This window comes from Cycloclasticus sp. (assembly GCF_019090545.1).
GTDB classification, from domain to species: domain Bacteria; phylum Pseudomonadota; class Gammaproteobacteria; order Methylococcales; family Cycloclasticaceae; genus Cycloclasticus; species Cycloclasticus pugetii.
This window is the reverse complement of sequence record NZ_JAHRVT010000002.1, coordinates 11,664-34,370: the sequence shown is the minus strand read 5'-3', so window position 1 is coordinate 34,370 and position 22,707 is coordinate 11,664. Positions and strand designations below refer to the sequence as shown.

Sequence of the window (22,707 nt, the reverse complement as noted above, 5' to 3'; positions counted from 1 at the left end):
AGCAGGGACTTTTTAACAAAGCATTGTGTTAATCAATGCTTATTTCGTAAATACTAATCGTGTTACTAATCTCATTAGTAACAATTAGCCAACCATGAGACTCAGTTTTTTTAATAAAAATTAACCCTTCTGGTCCAATGTCACCTTGCTTCTCAATGTTGATATAACCGGTAGGCTTTGGTTTGCGCGGATTAGAGATGTCATATATAAAAATACCATTAGCTCTTTCTAAGCCAATAAAGGCATAAATTTTACCGCTTAGCTCACCGGTAGTAATAGATTCAGGTTCAGGCCCCTTGTCGTCACTACGTCCTTCTTCCCATGGTTCATTATCAACGTTGTTATCAGCATAGGTGGCTAAGAAGCGTTCAAAGTCAGACCCAGAGTCATAGATTCGAGACCCTTTTTCATCCCAGATAGAAAAAGAGCGTGCGCCATAAGAGTAAATCTTTTCATGTGCCCCATCATTGTTTATATCGCCATTGGCAGTGGTGGTTTTTAATCGCCCCAGGTTCTCTATTTGTTGAAGCTCTCTAGCATTTTCGAATGCGTCAGGGTTTAATATTAGGTCTTCAACACGCACTTCTTCGCTGTAACCGTCGTAGTCTCTAGCATCGCCCTCATTGGCAGATAAAATGAAAGTTGAACCTTTATACTCGAAACTTGCAATAGCATCGGGTTGATACATGCCGTATGTTGGCCATGTTTGAATGTTTATTGCATTATCTTTATTGCTGGCATCAAAGGCATTTTTATTTTGTTGATGTTTTTTGTAACCTAAGCCATAAATATCGGTGATAGTCGCTGACGCAATGTCTAGTTTTGCTAGAGCATTGTTTTCTTGCAGGCTAATCCAAGCCGTACTGGAGTCGGCTGAAACAGTAATATATTCAGGTTCTAGGTCTTGGGCAACTGACGCACCTGGGCCAAAAATACGCACGTTTTTTAATTTAGTACTGTTAAACGTATTAAAATCAGCCGTTGCAGGCATCCAAGTGTTTGTATTGATAACAGTTACCGTACCTTCAGGGTCATTTTTATACTCATCGTCAGGCTCTCCTTCGTTAGCAACAATTAAAAATTGACCGTTCGGGGTAAATGTCAGCATGTCGGGTAATGCGCCAGCTTTTATGATCCGCTGTAAATTTCCTTCAAGGTCATAGATAAGAACGTTGCCATCATCTTGTTTATTGACAGCCTCTACGGCTACAGCAACCCAATTCCCGTAGGTAGTAACACTGTTTGGGCCGCCACCAATCAAAGTCAGAGTGCTGTGCTCGGAGAGCCAGCCGTTACTATCTACATTAAGAATTTTGAGTTCATTCTCTTCGGCATTGGTGGTGTAAATCCTATTCGACACAGGACTAAAAGCTGAAATCTCGGTGCAACTTTCTTCACCGCCACATTCCTCGGTATATTGACCTTTTTTAACGATATTAATATCAGCAAAAGAAAGTGTAGAGAATGATATGCCAAGCGTTAAGCTGACGCCGAGAGTGAGCTTTATTAGTGAATCCATTGGATGTCCTTATGCATTGAAACGGGACATCAAATGTACCAACAGGTTATGACGCTTGTGTGACGGTTAGGGGGTGTTTTAGTTACAGCGTGGCAAGGGAGCTAAGAAGCAAGCTAGTGGTGTAATATGTTTTTTTGCGTATCTTGTCGTTATTTTGATAAAAATAACGATAAGGGCAAGGCTGCTAGTTGGTAGCAGCCTGATAGAAAACGCTAAACTCATTTAATTTTTCTAAGGCAAGCGAACCAGCTTCTTTAGTTGAGAATTCAAGTGTATCGAAGCCTACACGTGTTAAATAAAGAGCCTGATCGGGTAGGACATCACCAACGGCTCTGATTTCTTTGGTGTAATGGTGCTTTTCACGTAATATTTTCGCTAGTGAGTAACCACGACCGTCAACAAATGTTGGAAAGTGTATAGCGATAAGCTCAAAGTATTGTAAGTCATCTGCAAATTGTTCTGCACTTTCATCGCCTTGAACCCATAAGCCAAGATGTCCTTTGCTGGCGATTAAGGAATCTTTATTGGCATTCCAATAGGCAAGATCGATGATGTTATAGTCTGCTTGTAGAGCTTGCTCTTCGTCTAGCTTGGTCCAACGGTCTTGAACGATTTCGTTGTTTTTAATGAGCGTCATACACTTTATCCTTAAACGGTTGTAATCCGATGCGTTGCAGTGTGCTTGCAAAGTTTTCATCATCTATTCTGTTGGCTTTATAGACCTGAACAATGTCGTCAATAGCATCTACTACACCATCTTTGGCAATGGCTTTTCCAAGCCTGTCCCCTAATTTACTTTGATGGCTATCGGAACCACCTAGAGTTAATTGATACCATTGCTCGCCTTTTTTATCGACACCCAAAATACCAATTTCACCGATGCTATGGTGGCCACAGCCATTCATGCAACCAGACATTTTGAGGCTGATATTACCAGCGTCAATGGCGCTGTCAGTAAAACGGTCAGTAATACCTTGTGCGATATCAATAGAGCTGGCATTTGCTAAGCTACAAAAATCGAGACCGGGGCAGCAAATCATATCGGTAATCGTGCCAATATTTGCTGTCGCAAGGTCATGCTCGGCTAATTGCTGCCAAAGGGCATATAAATCACAGGATTTTACATCGGTTAATGCAAGGTTTTGGTCGTGAGTGGTTCTGATCTGGCCAAAACTATATTGGTCAGCCAAATCGGCGATGAGTTCCATTTGCTGTTTGGTTACATCGCCCGGCGGACGCTTTGGTGATTTAAGCGAAACAAAGGCAATACGGTAACCGGATTGTTTGTGCGCTTTAGTATTTTGTTGAAACCACTGACGAAAAGCACCGCTATTAGCCAAGTGTTGCTCTAAAGCCTCATCGTTAGCTGTTTCGTAATTTAGTGGTGTGAAGTAACGTTTTACACGTTGAATGTTATCGTCGGTTAGCGTTAATTGACTGTCTCGGATGGAAGCCCATTCTGCTTCGACCTGTTCTTTAAAAGTATCTAAGCCTGTTTCGCGAACGAGTATTTTAATACGGGCTTTGTATTTATTATCTCTGCGGCCAAAGCGGTTATAAACGCGAAGAATCGCTTCAAGGTAGGACAAGAGGTCTTTTTCAGCAATAAAGTTGTTAATTGTTTGACCAATAACGGGGGTGCGCCCAAGTCCTCCACCAACTAAAACTTCAAAACCGATGTTGCCATCAGCATTTTTTTTAAGATGTAGACCAATATCGTGTACTTGCGTAGCGGCACGATCTTTTGGTGAACCGCTTACGGCAATTTTAAATTTGCGTGGCAGGTATGAAAACTCTGGGTGTAAAGTTGACCATTGACGAATTATTTCGCAATAGGGTCTTGGGTCTTCAATTTCATCTGCACAAACGCCGGCTAGTGGGTCTGCAGTCGTGTTTCGGATGCAATTGCCACTACTTTGAATAGAATGCATTTGCACGCTTGCTAAGTCAGCAAGAATATCGGGCACCCGTTTTAGCTCTGGCCAATTAAACTGAATGTTTTGGCGAGTCGTAAAGTGTCCGTAGTCTTTGTCATACTTATGAGAAACGTGGGCAAGCATGCGAAGCTGTTTACTTGATAATAAGCCGTACGGTATATTGATGCGCAACATTGGCGCATGTGTTTGAATGTATAAACCATTCATAAGGCGTAAGGGGCGAAATTGTTCTTCCGTTAGATCGCCATTTAAGAACCGCTTTGTTTGATCGCGAAATTGTTCAACGCGTTCGTTGACAAGAGTTTGATCAAATTCGTTATACAGGTACATGTTATTATCGTCGCTTAAGGCGCAGTAAATTCATACTAGGCCGGTGAATATAAAGGGTTTTTGATATAATTAAAAATAATATTAACTGATATTATTATAACTTAAAAGAATAAATTGTCTAATATTAAAACAAATTCAGTGGGTATTGTTGAGCCACAAACCCTTCATTTTGACGAGCCGTTATCGTTGGAGAGTGGTAGGCTCATTGAGCAATACGATATTGTTTATGAAACCTATGGCAGGTTAAATTCGGCAGCAGATAATGCGGTTCTAATTTGCCATGCCTTATCGGCAGATCATCATGCAGCTGGGTATCATCATGAAGGCGACTCAAAGCCAGGCTGGTGGGATATATGCATAGGGCCGGGAAAAGCAATTGATACGAACCGGTTTTTTGTGGTCTCGCCCTGTAATTTGGGCCACTGCAGTGGTTCAACAGGGCCGCGAAGTATTGACCCGAAAACCTCGCAAGCTTACGGTCAAGACTTTCCAATAGTGACCGTTGTTGATTGGGTTAACTATCAAAAAAGACTGGCAGATAAGCTCGGTATCAGTCAATGGGCCGCTGTAGCGGGCGGCAGTTTAGGAGGTATGCAGGCGTTGCAATGGGCGATTCAATTTCCAGATATGATACGCCATGCCATCGTCATTGCGTCTGCCCCTAAATTATCAGCACAAAATATCGCCTTCAATGCGGTCGCGAGACAGGCTATTATGAGTGACGCTGATTTTCACGGCGGTCGTTATTATGATCATAATACGGTGCCGGCTAATGGTTTAAAGGTCGCAAGAATGTTGGGGCATATAACCTATTTATCTGATGATGCAATGGGTGATAAATTTGGTCGAGAACTAAAAAACGATCAACTTAAATATGATTACGGTGTTGAGTTTCAAGTAGAAAGCTATTTGCGATATCAAGGAGAATCTTTTGCTAACCGTTTCGATGCGAACACTTATTTATTAATGACCAAGGCGTTAGATTATTTTGACCCTGCTGAAAAAGAGGGGGGCGATTTATCTGCTGTATTTGAGAAAGTTCAAGCAAAATTCTTTTTAGCCTCGTTTACTACAGATTGGCGTTTTTCACCTGCTCGTTCAAAAGAGATTGTCAGTGCATTAACCGAGGCGGGTCGAGATGTTAGCTACTTAGAGTTTGAGTCGAATTATGGGCATGATGCATTTTTAGTGCACAATGACGACTATCTCGATGCATTTGGTGCCTTTATGCGAAATATTGAGGTGTCGCCGTGAGTGAGCTTAGGCCCGAACTAGAAAAAATTTGCGATTGGGTAGAGCCGGGCTCTAGGGTGCTAGATTTAGGTTGTGGTGATGGTGCGTTACTCGATTGGTTGCAAAGAAATCGGCAGGTGACGGGCTATGGGGTAGAAATAGACCAACAGAATGTCTTGAGTTGTTTAAAAAAGAACGTCAATATTATTCAGACAGACTTGGATGCAGGTTTAACTGATTTTGCTGATGGATCATTTGATTACGTGATTATGACCCAAGCATTACAGGCGCTGCATCGACCAGATAAAACACTGGAGGAAATGCTGCGGGTAGGACGAAAAAGTATAGTGACGTTCCCAAACTTTGGTTTATGGCGCTGTCGCCTTTACCTTTCGCTGAAAGGGCGGATGCCCGTTTCTAAGGCTTTACCGGCTGAATGGTACGATACAAAAAACATACATTTATGTACAGTGAGTGATTTTGAACAGTTTTGTCATCAACGTTCAATGGTGATTTCTAAAAAAGGGATCATGGATTATGATCATCGACCAAGTACATTAATGAAGCTATGGCCTAATTTATTTGGCGAAGTGGCACTCTATCAACTTGATGGAAAAAAAGATGCGATTTAAAAAATACTTTTTATTACTTTTATTGTTATGCCCAACATTGAGTACAGCAGAAAATGCTTACGATTTTGGTGACTATATTGTGTATTACAATGCGTTTACTGCTGATACCTTGCCGCCACAAATGGCTACGGCTTATGGCATTTTGCGGAGCCGTTATAAAGGGGTGTTAAACCTGTCGGTTCAAAAGAAGCCACACCCGGGCCAGTTGCCTCAAGCAGTTAATGCAGACGTTAAAGTAACGGCCGTTAACCGTGCGGGCCAGTTAAAGACTCTTGAATCAAGAAGAGTAGCGGAAGGAAAGGCTATTTATTATTTAAGTGAGTTTAGAGTGTCGAACAAAGAAGTGGTGACATTTAATATCAGCCTAAAACCAAAAGGTGTAATAAAACCGCTGGAATTGAGTTTTAAACAACAGTTTTATGTTGATTAGTCAGCTATTCATCAAGGTGCCGTAGTTTTTTACGTCCCTTTAAACGTTTAGTTTAATGTGTTTATTAATCCAACTGATCAGCACAAGGACAGGGACCCCCATTAACGCGGTGATTAGGAAAAATTGTTCATAGCCAAATAATTCAACCATCGAACCAGAGTAGCCACCTAATATTTTGGGGAGCAAGGTCATCAAAGAACTAAAAATGGCGTACTGTACGGCGGTGAATGAAACATTGGTGAGGCTCGATAAAAAAGCAATGAAGGCAGCGCTAGCAAGACCAGCAGACAAATTATCAGCAGAAATCACAAGGTAAAGCATAGGCATATTGTGACCTATTTGTGCTAACAGCATAAAGAGCAAGTTAGTCAGTGCAGATAGTAAGGCGCCGATAAACAAAATTCGTATCACGCCGAAACGTAAAACAAGTAAGCCGCCAATAAAACCACCCAGAAGAGTCATCAGTAGTCCGAATGTTTTTACCACGCTCGCGATCTCGGGCTTACTGAAGCCAAGGTCTTGATAAAAGATGTTTGAAATGACGCCTAGAACAATATCAGATATTCGATACAAGCCAACCAAAGCCAGTAGCAGCCAAGCAACTGAATAACCATAACGTGAGAAAAAGTCTTTAACGGGTTCTATGTAAGTTTTGGTGACCAGTGTATAAGAAATAAGCCCACTTGATATCAGCAGGCGGGTGACAAGGCTTGCACCTGCCAGTGCCAGTCCAAGGCGGAAGAATTCGACTAAAACACTGGCTAGGGGTCTGTTTGAGAAAAGCGTGGTGAGCTCTGCTTTGAGTTGGTTTGCCGTATCGGCGCTAAAAAAATAAACAGCAATAAAACCCGTAACAGCCAAGGTGAAAAGCGTTAATAGCTGGACATGCTCACGGGTGTCGTGGAAAAAATTGGAGTGAATTTTTTGACGGGGCTCAGATATCAAAAGTGTTGTGATAACGCCAATCAACATGATGCTGGCCATACATAGGTAGGTCCACTGCCATGCACTATAGCTGTAGCTGTCTATACTGGACCCTAAGTGGTTGGCTAGCAATAACGCGCCAGCACCAGAAACAATCATGCCAATCCGATAGCCGGCAATGTAGCTAGATGACATCAGCGCCTGTAGGCTGCTCTCGGCTGATTCAATGCGATAAGCATCAATAACAATATCTTGCGTCGCTGAAGAGAAACCGAGCAAAATAGCGGCAAAAGCCATGAGAACTAGGTCATCTTGGTGCGGATCTATGAACGCCATCAAGCAAATCGAGATGATAATCATTAGCTGTGAAAATAAAATCCAGCTTCGTCGATAGCCGAGCCAAGTGGTTAAAAAAGGCAGTGGTAATTTATCAACCAAGGGTGCCCAAACAAACTTAAAAGAATAGCCCAAAGCAGCCCAACTAAAATAAGTAACAGTAGCACGCTCAATGCCAGCTTCGCGCAGCCATAAGCCTAATGAAGAAAAAATTAATAGGAGTGGAATGCCTGCAGACAGACCTAAAAATAGCATCGCTATGACGGGTGGTTGGCAGAAGGCACGAATAGAGCCTAGCCAACTTCCTTGGGCGATAGAGATCGGCATAATTAGGCTGTAGGGATGTCGTAATCAACAATCAAGGGGGCATGGTCAGAAAACCGCTCATCTTTATAGATGGATGCATTGGCAACCGTATTTTTTAAGTTTTCTGAAATAACTTGGTAATCTATCCGCCAGCCAGTGTTATTGGCCCACGCCTGTCCTCGGTTGGACCACCATGTATATTGTTCGGCTTCTTGGTTCACAAGGCGAAAGGCATCACCCCAGCCTTCTTTGCCAAATAGCTCGTCTAGCCAGGCGCGTTCTTCGGGTAAAAAACCAGAGTTTTTTTGATTGCCGCGCCAGTTCTTAATGTCTATTTTTTTATGTGCAATATTCCAGTCCCCACAAATAATATGTTGTTTGCCATCTTTTTGTTTTTCTTGTAGAACGGGCATTAATCGATCCATTAAGTCGTACTTAAAGGCTTGGCGGGATTCTTTTGAGGACCCCGATGGCATGTAAATAGATGATACCCTTAGGTTGCCAAAGGCGGCTTCAATAAAGCGACCCTCGGCATCAAAGTCTTCCCAACCAATACCTTTAGTTACATTGTCAGGCTTTTGTTTGGAAAAAATGGCGACGCCGCTGTAACCTTTCTTTTCGGCAGGATGGTAGAAACAATGGTAATTAGCGGGCCAGAAGGTATCGGCAGTTAGTTGATCTTCTTGGGCCTTTATTTCTTGTAAGCACAGTACATCAGCATCGAGTTGTTGTACCCAGTTAAAAAAGCCTTTTCTTTCGCCAGCGCGAATGCCGTTAATATTGATTGAAACAATTTTCATGAGGGGTTTTCTGAACAATTAATAAAATTAGACATCATACCGAACAAAGGTAACAATGAAAGGACTTGCTAAAAGCTAACATTTTTCGTATGATGCGCGACCAAGCTTAAGGACGGTACTGTCCTGCCACAGATTTTTAGAGAATACTATGAAACCAGATACACACCCAGAATATAACGAAGTAGCCGTTACTTGTAGTTGCGGGAATGCTTTTAAAACTAGTTCAACACTCAGTAAGTCTGAACTGCATATTGAATCTTGTTCAGAGTGTCATCCATTTTATACCGGTAAACAGCGTATTGTTGATACGGCTGGCCGTGTTGATAAGTTTAATAAACGTTATCAGCGTGGATAAGTTGACGCTAAAGCGTATAGTTGAAAAAAATGCTACCTTATAGGTAGCATTTTTTTTGCTTAAGTGTTTTAGGGAGGAGGCATGGTAAGTCGTTATAGTATTGTCATAATCGTATTACTCTGTGTTGGCTGCTCGGTTAACCCAGTAACGGGAGAGCGTGACTTTGTCTTAATGTCAGAGCAAGAAGAACTGGCCTTAGGTCGGCAGCATAGTCAGCAAGTAATGAAGGCATATCGTCGCTATGATGACCCAGAGCTTCAGCAGTATGTGCAATCGGTGGGTGATCGGGTTGCACGTGTTAGCCATCGACAAAACTTAATTTACCGATTTACCTTATTAGATAGCACTCAAGTCAACGCTTTTGCATTACCCGGCGGCTATATTTATATTACTCGAGGTTTATTGGTGTACCTTAATAGTGAGGCTGAGTTGGCTGCCGTGTTGGGTCATGAATTAGGTCATGTCACAGCGAGACACTCTGTTCGTCAGCATAGCCTAGCAACGACAACAAATATCATTGGAAGCCTTATTGCGGCCGCATCTGGGGTGCAGGGGGCTGGACAATTAACGAATATGTTAGGCACGGGCATAGTCAGAGGTTATGGGCGTGAACACGAGTTAGAAGCCGACGGTTTAGGGGTTCAGTACCTGATTAATGCGGGGTATCGTGCCTCTGCCATGCGACAAGTTATCTCAACGTTAAAGAATCAAGAGTTGTTCGATAAAAAACTAGCTATTGAGCAAGGCCGTGAGCCACGAGCTTATCACGGTGTGTTTTCAACCCACCCCGATAATGATACCCGTTTGCAACAAGTGTTAAGTGGAGCAGGGGCTTCATCAGTTGTTTCAGGAACGACTGGTCAAGACACTACGTTTTTAAAAAAAATAGAGGGCTTAACATTTGGCGACAGCGAGAAAGATGGAATCATTCGTGGGCGTCACTTTTATCACCCTGAGATGAATTTTAAACTGACGTTTCCTAGTCAGTGGCTTATTTTGAACAAGCCGAACGCAATTGCTGCATCAACCCCTAACAACGATGCGTTGATGCAATTAACGTTAGAAGATTTAAATAAAAAAATAACCCCTAAGGAGTTTCTAAGAACTCGCTTAGGAATAACAAAAACACTCAGTGAAAAGCCTTTTTCAGTGGGTCAGTTAGCTGGCTATCAGGCGATAGTTAACGGTAAAACACCATATGGGCAAGGCAAGGTTCGAATAGCCGTGGTATTTGATGGCTTAAGGGCGTTTGTCTTTTTTGCGACAACAAAACGAGCTGATAGATTTGTAGAGGTTGATAAGCAAGTGCTTACGAGCATTAAAAGCTTTTCAAGGTTGAATGCTAAGGATAGAAAAGTCGCAAAAGAGTTAAAGGTGGTGTTAGTGAAGGTTGGCCAACATAATAAAAGTATAAAGCTGCTGGCTAAAAACTCGCCGATCACTCACCATGTAGAAGACCAACTGAGGCTTTTGAATGATCTTTTTCCGAATCGTGAGCCCAAACTAGGTGACCTGATTAAGATAGTTCGTTAAAATCATGAGTAAGTTTTCAAATTATTTTTAATGAGTGCATGTTTTTATTGCGCGTAAGTAGTGAGATAGCACTATTTATAGATAGGGAGTTATAAATGTCGTCAAAAAATTTAACGCTAACAGATAATACAACTGGGAAAAGTGTAGAGCTGCCATTACTTGAGGGCACGCTTGGTAATTCAACCATTGATGTTAAAGGAATACCGGGTGAACTAGGGTACTTCACACACGATCCTAGTTTTGGAACAACTGCAAGTTGTGAAAGTGAAATTACGTTTATTGATGGCGATAAAGGCGTGTTGTTGCATCGCGGCTACCCCATTGAGCAGTTGGCTGAAAATAGTAACTATATCGAGACAGCGTATTTGTTAATTCATGGTGAATTGCCAAATGCGGAAGAGTTTGCAACTTTCAGTAATATTATTCGCCGTCATACGATGATTAACGAGTCGTTGAAAAAGTTCTTTGATGGTTTTCGTCATGATGCTCATCCTATGTCTATGATGATGGGTGTGGTAGGGTCGTTAGCGGCTTTTTATCATGATGGTTTAAACATGAATGATGAAGAGCACTTGATGGTTTCGGCGCACAGGCTGATTTCTAAATTACCTACGATTGCTGCGGCTTGTTATAAGCACTCAATCGGTGAGCCAATTGTCTACCCGCGTAATGATTTAGATTATTGTGAAAACTTACTGTACATGATGTTTTCAGTACCTTGTGAGGATTATGTCGTTAGCCCGATTGCAGCAAAAGCCCTGAATCTATTGTTTATTTTGCATGCTGACCATGAGCAAAATGCGAGTACTTCAACAGTTAGGTTGGTAGGCAGTACAGGTGCAAACCCATTTGCTTGTATTTCAGCGGGTATTGCAGCGTTATGGGGGCCTGCCCATGGTGGTGCTAATGAAGGGGTGCTGACAATGCTGGACGAAATTGGCAGTGTGGAAAATATTCCTAAATTCTTAGAAAAAGCCAAAGATAAGAATGACCCATTTAAACTCATGGGTTTTGGACATCGTGTATATAAGAATTTTGATCCTAGAGCAACGATTATTAGAAAGGTATGCTACGAGGTGCTTGAAGAGACGGGCACGCAAGATCCGATGTTTGAATTAGCAATGAAGCTTGAAGAAATTGCATTGAAAGATGAGTATTTTGTTGAGCGTAAGTTGTATCCAAATGTTGATTTTTATTCGGGTGTTATTTATAAGGCACTTGGTATTCCTGTCAGTATGTTCACGGTGATGTTTGCACTTGCTAGAACATCTGGTTGGGTGTCACATTGGTTAGAAATGATGGCTGATCCAAACGGTAGAATTGGTCGTCCACGTCAGCTATACAAAGGTTCTCCAAAACGTGATTATGTGTCACTGGACGAACGTTAATAGCCGTAACGTTTAATAATTGCTACAAAAAACGCACTTTTAAGTGCGTTTTTTTTGGTAGCTAGATCGCGTGTTTTAGAATAACTCTTCGATGGAGGGTTGTTTTCCTAGGGACGAGTTACTGAATTCATTATTTTTATTATCAGCTGGCGGTGTATTTTCTTCTCGGAAATATTCAAAAATAGCTTTTGGGTTTGAAGGGTTTGTTTTTAACCCTGTCTCAGAGTTAATTAATAAACCAACAATGCCGTCGGGCTGTGAGAGGGGGATATTAGGTGTGTTTTTAAGTGCCTCCCTCATAAAGTCAATCCAAATAGGTAAGGCGGCGCGGCCACCTGTTTCTCTATTGCCTAATGGTTTGCCGTTATCAAGGCCAACCCAAGCAACGGCAACCAATGAAGGGTTGAATCCATTGAACCAAGCATCCCTTTGATCATTGGTCGTGCCCGTTTTACCTGCTAGGTCTGAGCGACCTAAAGAAAGGGCTTTTCTCCCGGTTCCTCGGTTGACAACATCCCTTAATAAAGAATTAATAAGAAAGTGAAGTTGTGGGGAAATAACACGAGGAGCTTTTCTAATAGGAGGCTCAACGATGGGGTCAATGGGTGTGTTGTTATCTAATAGCGTAGGCGTTATTAGCGGCGTTGTCATTGCTGAGTCGGCAAGTAGATTTTTGCTTTGTGGCGTTTCTTGCTTGTCGATGATGGCGACAGCTGGATTAGCTTGGAAGAGTATTTCGCCAGAGGCAGAAGTAATTTGTTGGATAAAATAAGGGCTTACACTGAAGCCGCCATTAGCAAAGACAGAATAAGCGGTTGCCATTTTGTATGGGTTAGCGCTACCGCTACCAAGGGACAAGGAGAGGTTGTTTGGTAGTGAGGAGGGGTTAAAGCCAAAACGTCCGGCAAAGTTTCGTACATATTTTGTGCCGATGTCCCGTAGAATTCTTATTGAGACTAGGTTTCTTGAGTGAATAAGCGCTTCACGTAAACGGGTAGGGCCAAAGAACTTGCCGCTATAATTTTCTGGTCGCCATTGCTGTTCGAGGCCTGCGTCATCAAAAACGACAGGAGCATCATTAATCAACGTAGCCGTTGTATAGCCTTTAGATAGGGCGGCGGAGTATAAAATAGGTTTGAAGCCAGACCCCGGTTGGCGTTGAGATTGAAAGGCACGGTTAAATTTACTGGAGTAATAATCATAGCCCCCAACAAGAGAAGTGAGAGCACCATCGTTTGGGTTAATTGAAACGAGCGCGCCAGAAACGTTAGGCACTTGGGTAAGCTCAAAAATATCAGTATTAGGTTGCTGACGAACCCGAATAATATCACCAACAGCCAAAATTTCAGCGGCTGAGGTTGGCTTTTTGCCTTGCTTATTTTCGTTGATATATGGCCATGCCCATTTCAGGTTTTCCCAAGTAATTTCGACTAGTACTTTATCTGAGGTGATGGCAGTAACGCTCTTGTCCGTTAAAGCGGTCACAATGGCGGGTTCTGTTTCACCAATTTTTTTATACGATGATAAAGGACTTAAATCTAAGTCGTTGGTGTCGATATTGTCTAAGTCAATATGGTCTAAAATACCGCGATACCCGTGGCGCCGATCATAGGCGTGTAAGGCCTTTCTAACGGCATGATTGGCAGCATTTTGGTGAGTGCTGTCGAGAGTGGTGACAACATGCATGCCGCTGGTATAAATTTCATCACCATATATTTCATAAACTTTATTGCGCACCATTTCTGCAACATAAGGTGCTTCAATTTCCACAGAAGCAGAATGTAAGCGAGCGGTAATGGGTTCGGCAATGGCGGCATTAAACTCCGGTTGACTAATGTAGTTAAGACTTAGTAATCGGTTAAGAACATAGTTACGGCGAAGGAGCGATCTCTCTGGGTTGGAGATTGGGTTGAAGGCGGAAGGTGCCTTTGGAAGTCCAGCAATCATTGCTTGCTGGGCTAAAGAGAGATCTGACAGTGTTGAGTCATAATACACTTGAGCGGCTGCTGCTATACCGTACGAGCGATGGCCAAGGTAAATTTTATTTAGATAAAGCGTTAGAATGTCTTGTTTGCTTAGCTCTCTTTCAATAATAAAAGATAAGAGGATTTCACGTATTTTTCTCGAATACGTTTTTTTCTTCGTGAGAAAGAAGTTTCTGGCGACCTGCATGGTAATGGTGCTGCCTCCTTGTTTCTTCTCGCCAGTTAATAGAAGCTGGCCTGTGGCACGCAGAAGCCCAATAAAATCGACACCTGAGTGTTGAAAGAAGTCTTTATCTTCAGCGGCAAGAAAGGCATTGATTTGGGTCGTTGGAATGTCTTCGTAACGTGTAGGAATGCGTTTTTTTTCACCAAATTTAGCAATGAGTAAGCCGTCTCGGCTGTAGATGCTCATAGGGGTTTGGAGCTGGATATTTTTTAAGAGATTGACATCAGGGAGGTCGGGTATTATTGAAAATTTGATGTATAAACCGAGGGCACCAATAAAAATCACACCTATCAAAAAAATAGATATGCTGATTTTTTTAAAAAGTGAGGAAGCGTTGGGTTGTTGATTCATTCTAAATTTTAGGTGTAAAAGTAACCGAAGGGTTAAGTGAAAGTGAGCTATTGTATAAGCATTGTGAGGAAAATCACATTAACTGGGGCTTAATGAATTTTTTTAGAATAAAGGTACATATATTCAAAAGTGAGGCTATACTCAAAGAAAACGCCGTTAGTTATTGATTTTATTGTTTAGTTATATTTAAATTGTTTATAAAGTTCTTTGTGTGATTATAAGAACGATTAAAGAGAAGGGAAATACAGGATGTCTTTTTTCAAACGTAATAACCCTAATGTATTAGGTATTGATGTTAGTTCATCAGCGATTAAGCTAATTGAACTCAGTCGGCATGGTTCGCGTTATCGTGTAGAAAGCTATGCTGTTGCAGCGCTACCTGAAAATGCGGTTATTGATAATAATTTTGCAGATATTGAAGCTATCGGGCATACCTTGTCTACGGTTATTGAGCGTTCAGGTACAAAACTAAAGCAAGCTGCGTTGTCTGTTTCTGGCTCTGCAGTTATTACTAAAATTGTTACAATCCCAGTGCCTGAAAATGATGAGGAGCTTGAAGCGCAGGTTGAAATGGTTGCTGACCAATATATCCCTTACGCTCTGGACGAAGTTAACCTAGACTTTAGTATTATTGGCCCAAATGAAAAAAATGCTGGTTTAATAGATGTGCAGCTGGCAGCATCAAGGCGTGAGAATATAGATGATAGGGTGGCAGTATTGGATTTGGCTGGGTTGAAGGCCAAAATAGTGGATGTGGAAGCATATGCACTGGAAAATGCTTATGGACTTTTGCAAAGCGGGTTGCCTGATTATGGTCCTGAGGCAACGATTGCCATCGCTGATACGGGTTCCACTGTGACGACACTTAATATTATTCATAAGAATAAAGTAATTTACTCTCGAGAGCAGGGTTTTGGTGGCAAACAATTAACAGAAGAGATTCAACGTCGATATGGACTTTCGTACGAAGAGGCCGGGATGGCCAAAAAACATGGTGGTTTGCCAGACAGTTATATAACAGAGGTGTTAGACCCATTTAAAGATGTGATGTGCCAACAAATTGGACGTTCATTGCAATTCTTTTTCTCATCTAGTGCACAACATAGCGTAGACCATATTATTCTTTCTGGTGGCACTTCTTCATTATTAGGTGTTGATGCATTGTTGGAGGAAAAGTTAGGTACTCCCGCGACAGTAGCGAACCCGTTTTCTCAGATGTCGTTGGCTGGGAAAGTGAAGACACAAGCACTTAGTAATGATGCGCCAGCAATGATGATTGCAACAGGTCTTGCATTAAGGAGTTTTGATTAATGGCTAAAATTAACCTTCTTCCGTGGCGTGAAGAACTGCGAAAGCAGCGCCAAGTCGACTTTTTGATTTTCCTGGGTTTAGGTGTGTTGGTGTCAATTTTTGTAATGGCAGTGGTGCATTTTTCGATTGATGGGCTGATAGAGACGCAACATAATCGTAATCACTTTGTTCAAAATGAGATATCTGTTTTAGATAAAAGAATCAAGGAAATTCAAACGCTTGATAGGACAAAAAGTAAGTTGCTTGCTCGGATGGAAGTCATTCAACGTTTGCAAAGTAGTCGGCCTGAAATTGTACATATGTTTGATCAGTTAGCTAAAACGGTACCAGAGGGTGTGCGCCTTACTAAATTTACTCAAAGTGGAGAAAAACTAAGCATCGAGGGTAGTGCCCAATCGAATACAAGAGTGTCTGCTTATATGCGAAATTTAGAACAATCACCTTGGCTTAAGGGGACCGACTTAAATGTGATTCGTTCAAAAGGCGTTGATGCAAACAGTTTTACCCTAAAAGTCGTCCAGGCTAAAGTTGGGGAACCCGTGGAGGGAAATTAGATGAATTTAGCTGATATAAACTGGGATTTTAAAGAAGCAGGTAATTGGCCTTTTGGCATTAAGGTAGTGTCTATAATAATAATGTGCGTCATTTTGATTGCTGCGTGGATTTACTATGACACGCTTGATCAGCTGAGTGATTTGGAGCGAGCTGAGAAACAAGAGATCGTTTTAAAAAAAACATTCGAGCGAAAACAAGCGAAGGCAGTAAACTTAGAGGCTTATAAACAACAACTCATTGATATGAAACAGCAGTTTGGTGCTATGTTGCAACAGCTGCCTAATAAAACACAAATTGCTGATTTGTTAGTCGATGTTTCGCAAGCAGGCTTAGCGAGTGGGTTGGAATTTAGCTTATTTCAGCCTTCAGTTGAGAGACGAAAAGACTTCTATGCAGAAAAACCAATCAAGTTAACAGTGGTGGGTGGTTACCACGAGTTTGGAAAGTTCGTCAGTAATTTAGCGGCATTACCACGTATTGTTACGCTTCACAATGTGGCTCTAAAGCCTACAGAGAAAAGTGGGCAGATGACAATGAATGCAATAGCGAAAACCTATCGTTATTTAGACGAGGGTGATAAATAATGGCCCGATTTAATTTGAGTAAGCTACTAAGTTCTGTTGCATTGATATCCTTGATGGGCGGATGTGTTAGTGAAGATTTTGATGATTTAAAAACTTATATTGCACAAGTAAAGTCAAAGCCGGCAACCCCAATTGAGCCAATGCCAATTATTAAATCATATGAATCATACATCTATGTTTCTGATGGCTTGCGTAACCCCTTTGAGAAGCTTGAAGAGCCCCAAGCAATTGATGTAGTGGCAAGTGTTGAGGGGCCTGGGCCTGACCTAGAAAGAGCAAAAGAAGAGTTAGAGGCTTACCCGTTAGATACATTACGTATGGTTGGCATCCTTTCCAAAAATAATGAGTTGTGGGCACTAGTGAAGGCGAATGATGGGGTTATTCATCGCGTTCAGGCCGGCAATTATTTAGGTCAAAATTTTGGCAAAATTACAGCTATACAAGACCATCAAATTAATCTTGCAGAATGGGTAGCTACGACAACGGGTAAGTGGCGTGAAAGAGAAGCTTCTTTGGCTCTTGTTGAATAAAGAAGAGAATATTGATAATGAAACATGTAAATAAGGGAAAAGTCATGCACAAGTCAAATGCAAGTGGATGGGGCATAGCAAAGCAAAAAGCTCGGCTAATAAAAGGAATATTTGCTATGGCATGTTGGACTTCAATGTCAATGATGTCGGTACAAGCAGCTGTTCTTAAAGACATTCAATTTTCTGGTTTGCCTGGGAATAAAGTACAGCTTGAGTTGTCGCTGGATTCTGCACCAGATCAGTTGAAAAGTTTTAGTACAGATAACCCAGCTAGAATAGCTATAGATCTTTTAGGGGTAAGTAATGGTGTTGGTAAAGCCACCATACCAATTAATATTGGTAAAGCTATTAGTGTCAGAGCGTTAGAAGCAGGAGGAAGAACGCGAGTGGTACTAAACCTGAATGATGCTGCGCCTTATGCAACGAAAGTAGAAGGTAAAAGCATTTTTATAACTTTAGGTAATGTGACCAGTGCTCCTGTGATTAGCAGCCCTAGTGCAACAATAGCACCAGTAAAAGCGACAGATAAACTAGTTAGTGCTGTTGATTTTAGACGTGGTGAAGAAGGTGAAGGGCGTGTTTTGGTGAGCCTTACAAATACCTCTTCGGTTGTGGATGTTAAGCAGGAAGGTGGCAAAGTTATTGTAGATATTAAAGACACTACGTTACCTCCTGAGCTTGCTAATAGATTAGATGTATTAGATTTTGCTACACCTGTAAAAACTATTGATGTGATGCGATCTGGTCGCGATACAAAGTTATCAATTGCGGCAATTGGTCATTATGAGTTTTTATCGTATCAAATGAACGAGTTGTTAACTATTGAGTTCAAGCCATTAACAAAACAAGAACAAGAAGAGTTGGCAGCAGATAAATTTCCTTATACGGGGGAGAAGTTATCTTTAAATTTCCAAAGCATAGAGGTTCGCTCTGTATTACAACTGCTTGCAGACTTTACGGATATGAATTTGGTGGCTAGTGACTCAGTGGGTGGTAGCGTGACTTTACGGTTAAATAATGTGCCATGGGACCAGGCTTTAGATATTATTTTAAAAAGTAAAGGCTTAGCTAAGCGTGTAAAAGGTAACGTTATGATGGTTGGGCCGCAGGCAGAGGTAGCGGCACAAGAAAAATTAGAGTTGGAAGCTAAAAAACAAGTAGTAGAGCTATCACCATTATTGACGGAGTTTTTTGAGATTAGTTATGCGAAAGCCTCTGATTTGGTGACCATCCTAAAATCAACGGGTGGCAGCGGGGATAGCAATTCGAATACAAAACTAATCTCAAGTAGAGGAGGAGTTTCTGTTGATCAAAGAACGAATACTTTATTGGTTCAAGAAACAACGGATAAATTAGTTGAAATTCGTAGAATTATTGAGCGTTTAGACCGCCCTGTTCGCCAAGTGATGATTGAGTCAAGAATTGTGATTGCAAATGATGACTTTACACGAGATTTGGGGGTAAGGTTTGGTTTAAGTGGTGTTGATCAAAGTAATGACTCAATTGCAATTGCTGCTGGTGCCCTAGGAAATGGTGTTGAGGTTGCAGGGGGGAATATTTTTGATGTAAACGGCAGTGAAGGTTTATTAGTGGATTTGCCCGCAGCATCGCCAGCGGGGGCCATTCAATTTGTAGTTGGTAAGATTGGAAGTTCATTGTTGCAATTAGAGCTATCAGCATTACAGACGGAAGCAAAAGGTGAAGTTATTTCAAGCCCCCGTGTTATTACGTCTGATCAAATTGAAGCTGAAATCAGTCAAGGTGTTGAAATTCCATTTCAAGAGGCATCCTCTTCGGGCGCTACTTCAACGAGTTTTGAAGAGGCAGAGTTAAAGTTATCGGTGACGCCAAGAATTACACCAGATGACCGCATTAACTTAGAGTTAAATATAACGAAGGACTCGCCAGATTTCTCAAATGTTCAACCGGGTGGTGTGCCAATTAATACACAGGAAGTAGATACGACAGTACTGGTAAATAATGGCGATACAGTTGTCTTAGGGGGTATCTATGAGCGTTCGAAAGATCACAGTGTTCGTAAAGTTCCTTTCTTTGGAGATTTGCCGGGTGTTGGGGTGTTATTTAAGAAAGACTTTAAGCAAGATAATAACAGAGAGCTTTTATTCTTCATTACACCTAAAATATTAAAAGATAATTTAGCGGTTAATTAAAAACGATAGATGGATAAAAAAACGGGGCTAAGCCCCGTTTTTTTATGTGCTTGTACTTGTTGTAAGTAATACATTGCACGCGCTATGAAATGCTCGTGATATAGTTCTAGCAAATTTCAGAATAAGATAAAGTTCATGCCAGAAAAAAATAATATCTATCTTGTGGGCCCAATGGCAGCCGGCAAATCAACGATTGGTAAACTGTTAGCGCGGCGTTTAAATAAAGCATTTTATGATACAGATGCAGAAATTATTAAATGTACAGGGGTAGAAATATCCTTAATTTTTGAGCTTGAAGGGGAAGAAGGTTTTAGGTCTAGAGAAACCGATAAACTTAAGTTACTGTCGGTATTGGATGGCGCTATCATTGCAACAGGTGGTGGTATTGTCTTAAGCGAAGAAAATCGTAAAGTGTTAACGGAAACAGGCTGGGTTATATACTTACAATGTTCTGTTGAGCAGCAGTTAAGCCGAACAAAATTTGATACAAAAAGGCCTTTATTGCAAATTGACAACCCACGGAAGAAGCTGGAAGAATTAATGCGACTTAGAGCGCCGATTTATGAATCAATTGCAGACATCGTTGTTAGCACAAACAAAACAAGTAGTAAGAAAGTAATCTTAAGTATTCTTGAGCAACTAAAGAAAAAATGAATAATAAATTAGAGATATTGAATGTTGACCTTGGTGATAGAAGCTACCCTATTTACATCGGTGAGGGTTTATTAACGCAGCCAGCATTCGTTGAAAAGCACATTGTCTCTAACCAAGTATTGATTGTCACGAATGAAACGATTGCACCAATGTATTTAAGCCAGTTAGTCGATCAGCTACCAGTAGGTGTAGACGTTAGAACCGCTATTCTGCCAGATGGTGAACGGTTTAAAACGCTAGAGTACTTAAATAAAATATTTGATTCATTATTAGAAAACAGATGTAACCGGCAAGTCACGTTGATCGCTTTGGGTGGTGGTGTGATTGGAGATATGACCGGCTTTGCAGCTGCAAGCTATCAAAGAGGAGTTAGTTTTATTCAGCTCCCGACTACTTTGTTATCTCAGGTTGATTCCTCTGTGGGTGGAAAAACAGGGGTCAATCATCGTTTGGGTAAAAATATGATTGGGGCGTTTTATCAGCCTAAAGCTGTTTTGATCGATACGACAGTGCTCTCAACATTGCCAGCCAAAGAACTAAGTGCTGGTTTGGCGGAAGTCATAAAATATGGTGCGATAAATGATGTGGATTTTTTTGTCTGGCTGGAAAAAAATATAGAGTATCTATTAGCACAAAAAGCGGACGCATTAATTTATGCAATTAAACGATCGTGTGAGAAAAAAGCTGAGATCGTCGAGAAGGATGAGAAAGAGTCTGGAATACGCGCAACACTTAATTTTGGGCATACATTTGGGCACGCCATCGAGACTCATATGGGATATGGTGAATGGTTACATGGCGAGGCGGTAGCCGCTGGAATGTGTTTAGCAGCAGAATTATCTGTGCAGTTGGGTTGGATGAGCTCTGATAAGGCTGCCCGGATAAAGGCCTTATGTATAAAAGCTAACTTGCCAGTAAAAGCACCTGAAGAAATGGGCGGTGCTGATTTTATAAAGCATATGAAAGTCGATAAAAAGAACACCTCAGGTTCTATTCGACTAGTGCTGCTAAAAAATCTTGGTGAAGCCGTTATTTATGACTGCACTGATGAGTCGTTAATTAAAAAAGTGATTGACGGAAAAGACAGAGATGTCTCTTAATCGCCTAAATGAAGAGGTGGGGCTGGAGGAGTTTTTCCCAGCAGAAAGGCAGCAGCGGCTTGATCTAATGCTTCACCTTATTCCAAATACAAGGCAAGCTATTTTATTAAGAGGGCCAGAACAATCAGGAAAGTCTTTTTTTCTTAGGCAATTTGACAAACAAAGGGATAAGCGTTGGCAGTTTTGCTTAATACCAGCGAAATCGCTAATGGATACAACATCTCCATTGGAGGTATTAACTCAAGCTTTTGATGAATTGGAAGGCAATAATAAACAGCTTCTTGTGCGATTGGCAGCCGCGTCAAAAGCAGAAAAAAAAGTCATTATCTGTATTGAAGATACACATCAACTAGGCGAGGCGCAGTTCGATTTTTTGTTTAAATTGGCAGACAGCTATGATTGTTTGCAAGTTTTATTAAGCTCTGCGGATAATCTAGGAGAGGCCGTTGAGTCGCGTTGCCAGTTGATTGACCTAGAGCCATTTACGCAACGGCAGACAACAGAGTATGCGCGAAAGATAATACAAAAAAACGATCCAGGCCTGACTAATTTGGCAGGCCTAGATGAAGTGGTGTTATTTATTGAAACAGGTGGTTTGCCAGGGCGAATAAATGATGTCTTAGCGCAAATGAGCACCTCAGCTATGGGGCATGAAAAGCCTACATTTGTGAAATCAGGATCCGTAATAGGGTTAATAGCACTAGCTATTTTATTGCTGGGTGTTTCAGTTTTTATCTTTTACCCTCAAGAAGAAAGTGAGGAGGTGCCTTCTACTGTTGTGCAGGCTCAGTCGGCAGGGCGGATACATAGCCAAACGCTAGAAACTCCTGCTAAAACAGCGATTACTGAGCAGCCAAGAGTAAGCGGCTTTAGCGAGATAAAAGATGTCAAAACGCCTTCTTCAACGTTAGACGCTCCTTTAGAGACGGCGAGTAAAACAAAGGTGAGCGGCCTGAGGAATACAGATGAAAAGATAGAGGCCGTTAAGGTAGAGGCCGTTAAGGTAGAGAGGAGCGTTAATGCTCAAACGGTGGTTCTAGCTAACATCAAAGCAGAGGAGGCAGGTAGCGATAGCAAGGAGGTCGTATCTATAAAAGAAAATAGTAATCCTAGCGCCAAAGCACCCGCAGCATTAACAGCTATTCAGTTGAATCACCAATGGCTTGAAAGTAGAGATAAAAAACATTTCACTTTGCAATTGTTGGGTGTGTCCACAGAAGAGTCTGCAAAAAAGTTTATTCTTAAACATAACACCCTTAAACCATTATATTTTTTTCAACATAAAAGAAATGCTGGGCAATGGTTTGTGGTTATCTATGGTGATTTTGAAAATAAAAAGCTAGCAGAAGAAAAAGCGAATAAGATGCCGGCTTCTTTGACGGCATTAAAACCTTGGGTTCGTACGTTTGACGCCGTTCAAAGAGATGTTCTAGTTAAAGAGTGAGCTAGGTGCTAAAAAGCTGATATTCAGCTAAGCGTGTGTCGCGTAGGTCTTAAGAGTATGGTATTTGTTAATA

Annotated in this window: 20 protein-coding genes; 14 read left to right on the top strand and 6 right to left on the bottom strand. The window is 41.4% G+C overall.

Annotated elements, in window-relative coordinates; all coding sequences use genetic code 11:
* Positions 1-28 precede the first annotated feature (28 nt).
* The 3 genes from KUG63_RS00505 to KUG63_RS00495 all read right to left on the bottom strand — a co-directional run bounded on the left by KUG63_RS00505 (position 29) and on the right by KUG63_RS00495 (position 3,786).
* Positions 29-1,519, bottom strand: coding sequence for a choice-of-anchor I family protein (locus KUG63_RS00505; RefSeq protein WP_287553625.1), 1,491 nt, complete (start codon positions 1,517-1,519; stop codon positions 29-31).
* 184 nt (positions 1,520-1,703) lie between these two features.
* Positions 1,704-2,156 carry a DUF934 domain-containing protein gene (locus KUG63_RS00500; protein ID WP_015004854.1) on the bottom strand — a complete coding sequence of 151 codons (453 nt, stop codon included), beginning with the start codon at positions 2,154-2,156 and terminating at the stop codon, positions 1,704-1,706.
* A complete protein-coding gene (locus KUG63_RS00495; RefSeq protein WP_287553623.1) occupies positions 2,143-3,786 on the bottom strand; it encodes a nitrite/sulfite reductase in 1,644 nt (547 codons plus the stop codon). The genes KUG63_RS00500 and KUG63_RS00495 overlap by 14 nt, the downstream gene beginning before the upstream one ends.
* A gap of 114 nt (positions 3,787-3,900) precedes the next feature.
* Here KUG63_RS00495 and metX point away from each other — a divergent pair, with 114 nt between their 5' ends.
* From metX to KUG63_RS00480, 3 genes are read left to right on the top strand one after another with little or no spacing between them, the layout of a single operon-like run.
* Positions 3,901-5,040, top strand: a complete 1,140-nt coding sequence (gene metX / locus KUG63_RS00490) for a homoserine O-succinyltransferase MetX (RefSeq protein ID WP_073024152.1) — start codon at positions 3,901-3,903, stop codon at positions 5,038-5,040.
* Positions 5,037-5,651, top strand: coding sequence for a methionine biosynthesis protein MetW (metW, locus tag KUG63_RS00485; protein ID WP_015004857.1), 615 nt, complete (start codon positions 5,037-5,039; stop codon positions 5,649-5,651). Before metX ends, metW begins: the two co-directional genes overlap by 4 nt.
* A complete protein-coding gene (locus KUG63_RS00480) occupies positions 5,641-6,081 on the top strand; it encodes a DUF4426 domain-containing protein (protein WP_016390268.1) in 441 nt (146 codons plus the stop codon). The genes metW and KUG63_RS00480 overlap by 11 nt, the downstream gene beginning before the upstream one ends.
* A 39-nt stretch (positions 6,082-6,120) precedes the next feature.
* Here the strand turns inward: KUG63_RS00480 and KUG63_RS00475 are convergent, their stop codons facing one another.
* A complete protein-coding gene (locus KUG63_RS00475; protein WP_277642503.1) occupies positions 6,121-7,668 on the bottom strand; it encodes an AmpG family muropeptide MFS transporter in 1,548 nt (515 codons plus the stop codon).
* A gap of 2 nt (positions 7,669-7,670) precedes the next feature.
* Positions 7,671-8,447 (bottom strand): exodeoxyribonuclease III, encoded by a 777-nt coding sequence (locus tag KUG63_RS00470; protein WP_020161603.1) that lies wholly within the window; start codon positions 8,445-8,447, stop codon positions 7,671-7,673.
* Positions 8,448-8,595: 148 nt separating this feature from the next.
* Here KUG63_RS00470 and rpmE point away from each other — a divergent pair, with 148 nt between their 5' ends.
* The 3 genes from rpmE (at position 8,596) to KUG63_RS00455 (ending at position 11,723) form a co-directional block, all read left to right on the top strand.
* Positions 8,596-8,802: a 50S ribosomal protein L31 gene (gene rpmE / locus KUG63_RS00465; protein ID WP_015004861.1), complete on the top strand. Its 207-nt coding sequence runs from the start codon at positions 8,596-8,598 to the stop codon at positions 8,800-8,802.
* Between the two features lie 81 nt (positions 8,803-8,883).
* Positions 8,884-10,335, top strand: a complete 1,452-nt coding sequence (locus tag KUG63_RS00460; protein WP_073024148.1) for a M48 family metalloprotease — start codon at positions 8,884-8,886, stop codon at positions 10,333-10,335.
* 95 nt (positions 10,336-10,430) lie between these two features.
* Entirely contained in the window at positions 10,431-11,723 is a 1,293-nt protein-coding gene (locus tag KUG63_RS00455; protein WP_020931771.1) for a citrate synthase, read from the top strand.
* Positions 11,724-11,798: 75 nt separating this feature from the next.
* Here KUG63_RS00455 and KUG63_RS00450 read toward each other — a convergent pair whose 3' ends face one another.
* Complete coding sequence (locus KUG63_RS00450) at positions 11,799-14,120, bottom strand: penicillin-binding protein 1A (RefSeq protein WP_258954355.1); 2,322 nt, start codon at positions 14,118-14,120, stop codon at positions 11,799-11,801.
* Positions 14,121-14,534: 414 nt separating this feature from the next.
* Between KUG63_RS00450 and KUG63_RS00445 the strand changes: the two genes are divergently transcribed.
* From KUG63_RS00445 to KUG63_RS00410, 8 genes are all read left to right on the top strand, one after another.
* Positions 14,535-15,596 (top strand): pilus assembly protein PilM, encoded by a 1,062-nt coding sequence (locus KUG63_RS00445; protein WP_073024144.1) that lies wholly within the window; start codon positions 14,535-14,537, stop codon positions 15,594-15,596.
* Positions 15,596-16,150 (top strand): PilN domain-containing protein, encoded by a 555-nt coding sequence (locus KUG63_RS00440; RefSeq protein ID WP_020931774.1) that lies wholly within the window; start codon positions 15,596-15,598, stop codon positions 16,148-16,150. The genes KUG63_RS00445 and KUG63_RS00440 overlap by 1 nt, the downstream gene beginning before the upstream one ends.
* Positions 16,151-16,735 carry a type 4a pilus biogenesis protein PilO gene (locus KUG63_RS00435; protein WP_020931775.1) on the top strand — a complete coding sequence of 195 codons (585 nt, stop codon included), beginning with the start codon at positions 16,151-16,153 and terminating at the stop codon, positions 16,733-16,735.
* On the top strand, positions 16,735-17,265 hold the full coding sequence (locus tag KUG63_RS00430; protein WP_020931776.1) for a pilus assembly protein PilP: 531 nt from the start codon (positions 16,735-16,737) through the stop codon (positions 17,263-17,265). Before KUG63_RS00435 ends, KUG63_RS00430 begins: the two co-directional genes overlap by 1 nt.
* 44 nt (positions 17,266-17,309) lie before the next feature.
* Positions 17,310-19,436 (top strand): type IV pilus secretin PilQ, encoded by a 2,127-nt coding sequence (gene pilQ / locus KUG63_RS00425; protein WP_073024213.1) that lies wholly within the window; start codon positions 17,310-17,312, stop codon positions 19,434-19,436.
* Between the two features lie 135 nt (positions 19,437-19,571).
* Positions 19,572-20,090, top strand: coding sequence for a shikimate kinase AroK (gene aroK, locus KUG63_RS00420; RefSeq protein WP_016390277.1), 519 nt, complete (start codon positions 19,572-19,574; stop codon positions 20,088-20,090).
* Complete coding sequence (gene aroB / locus KUG63_RS00415) at positions 20,087-21,190, top strand: 3-dehydroquinate synthase (protein ID WP_277642500.1); 1,104 nt, start codon at positions 20,087-20,089, stop codon at positions 21,188-21,190. Before aroK ends, aroB begins: the two co-directional genes overlap by 4 nt.
* Positions 21,180-22,634 (top strand): SPOR domain-containing protein, encoded by a 1,455-nt coding sequence (locus tag KUG63_RS00410; RefSeq protein ID WP_287553617.1) that lies wholly within the window; start codon positions 21,180-21,182, stop codon positions 22,632-22,634. The genes aroB and KUG63_RS00410 overlap by 11 nt, the downstream gene beginning before the upstream one ends.
* Positions 22,635-22,707 lie beyond the last annotated feature (73 nt).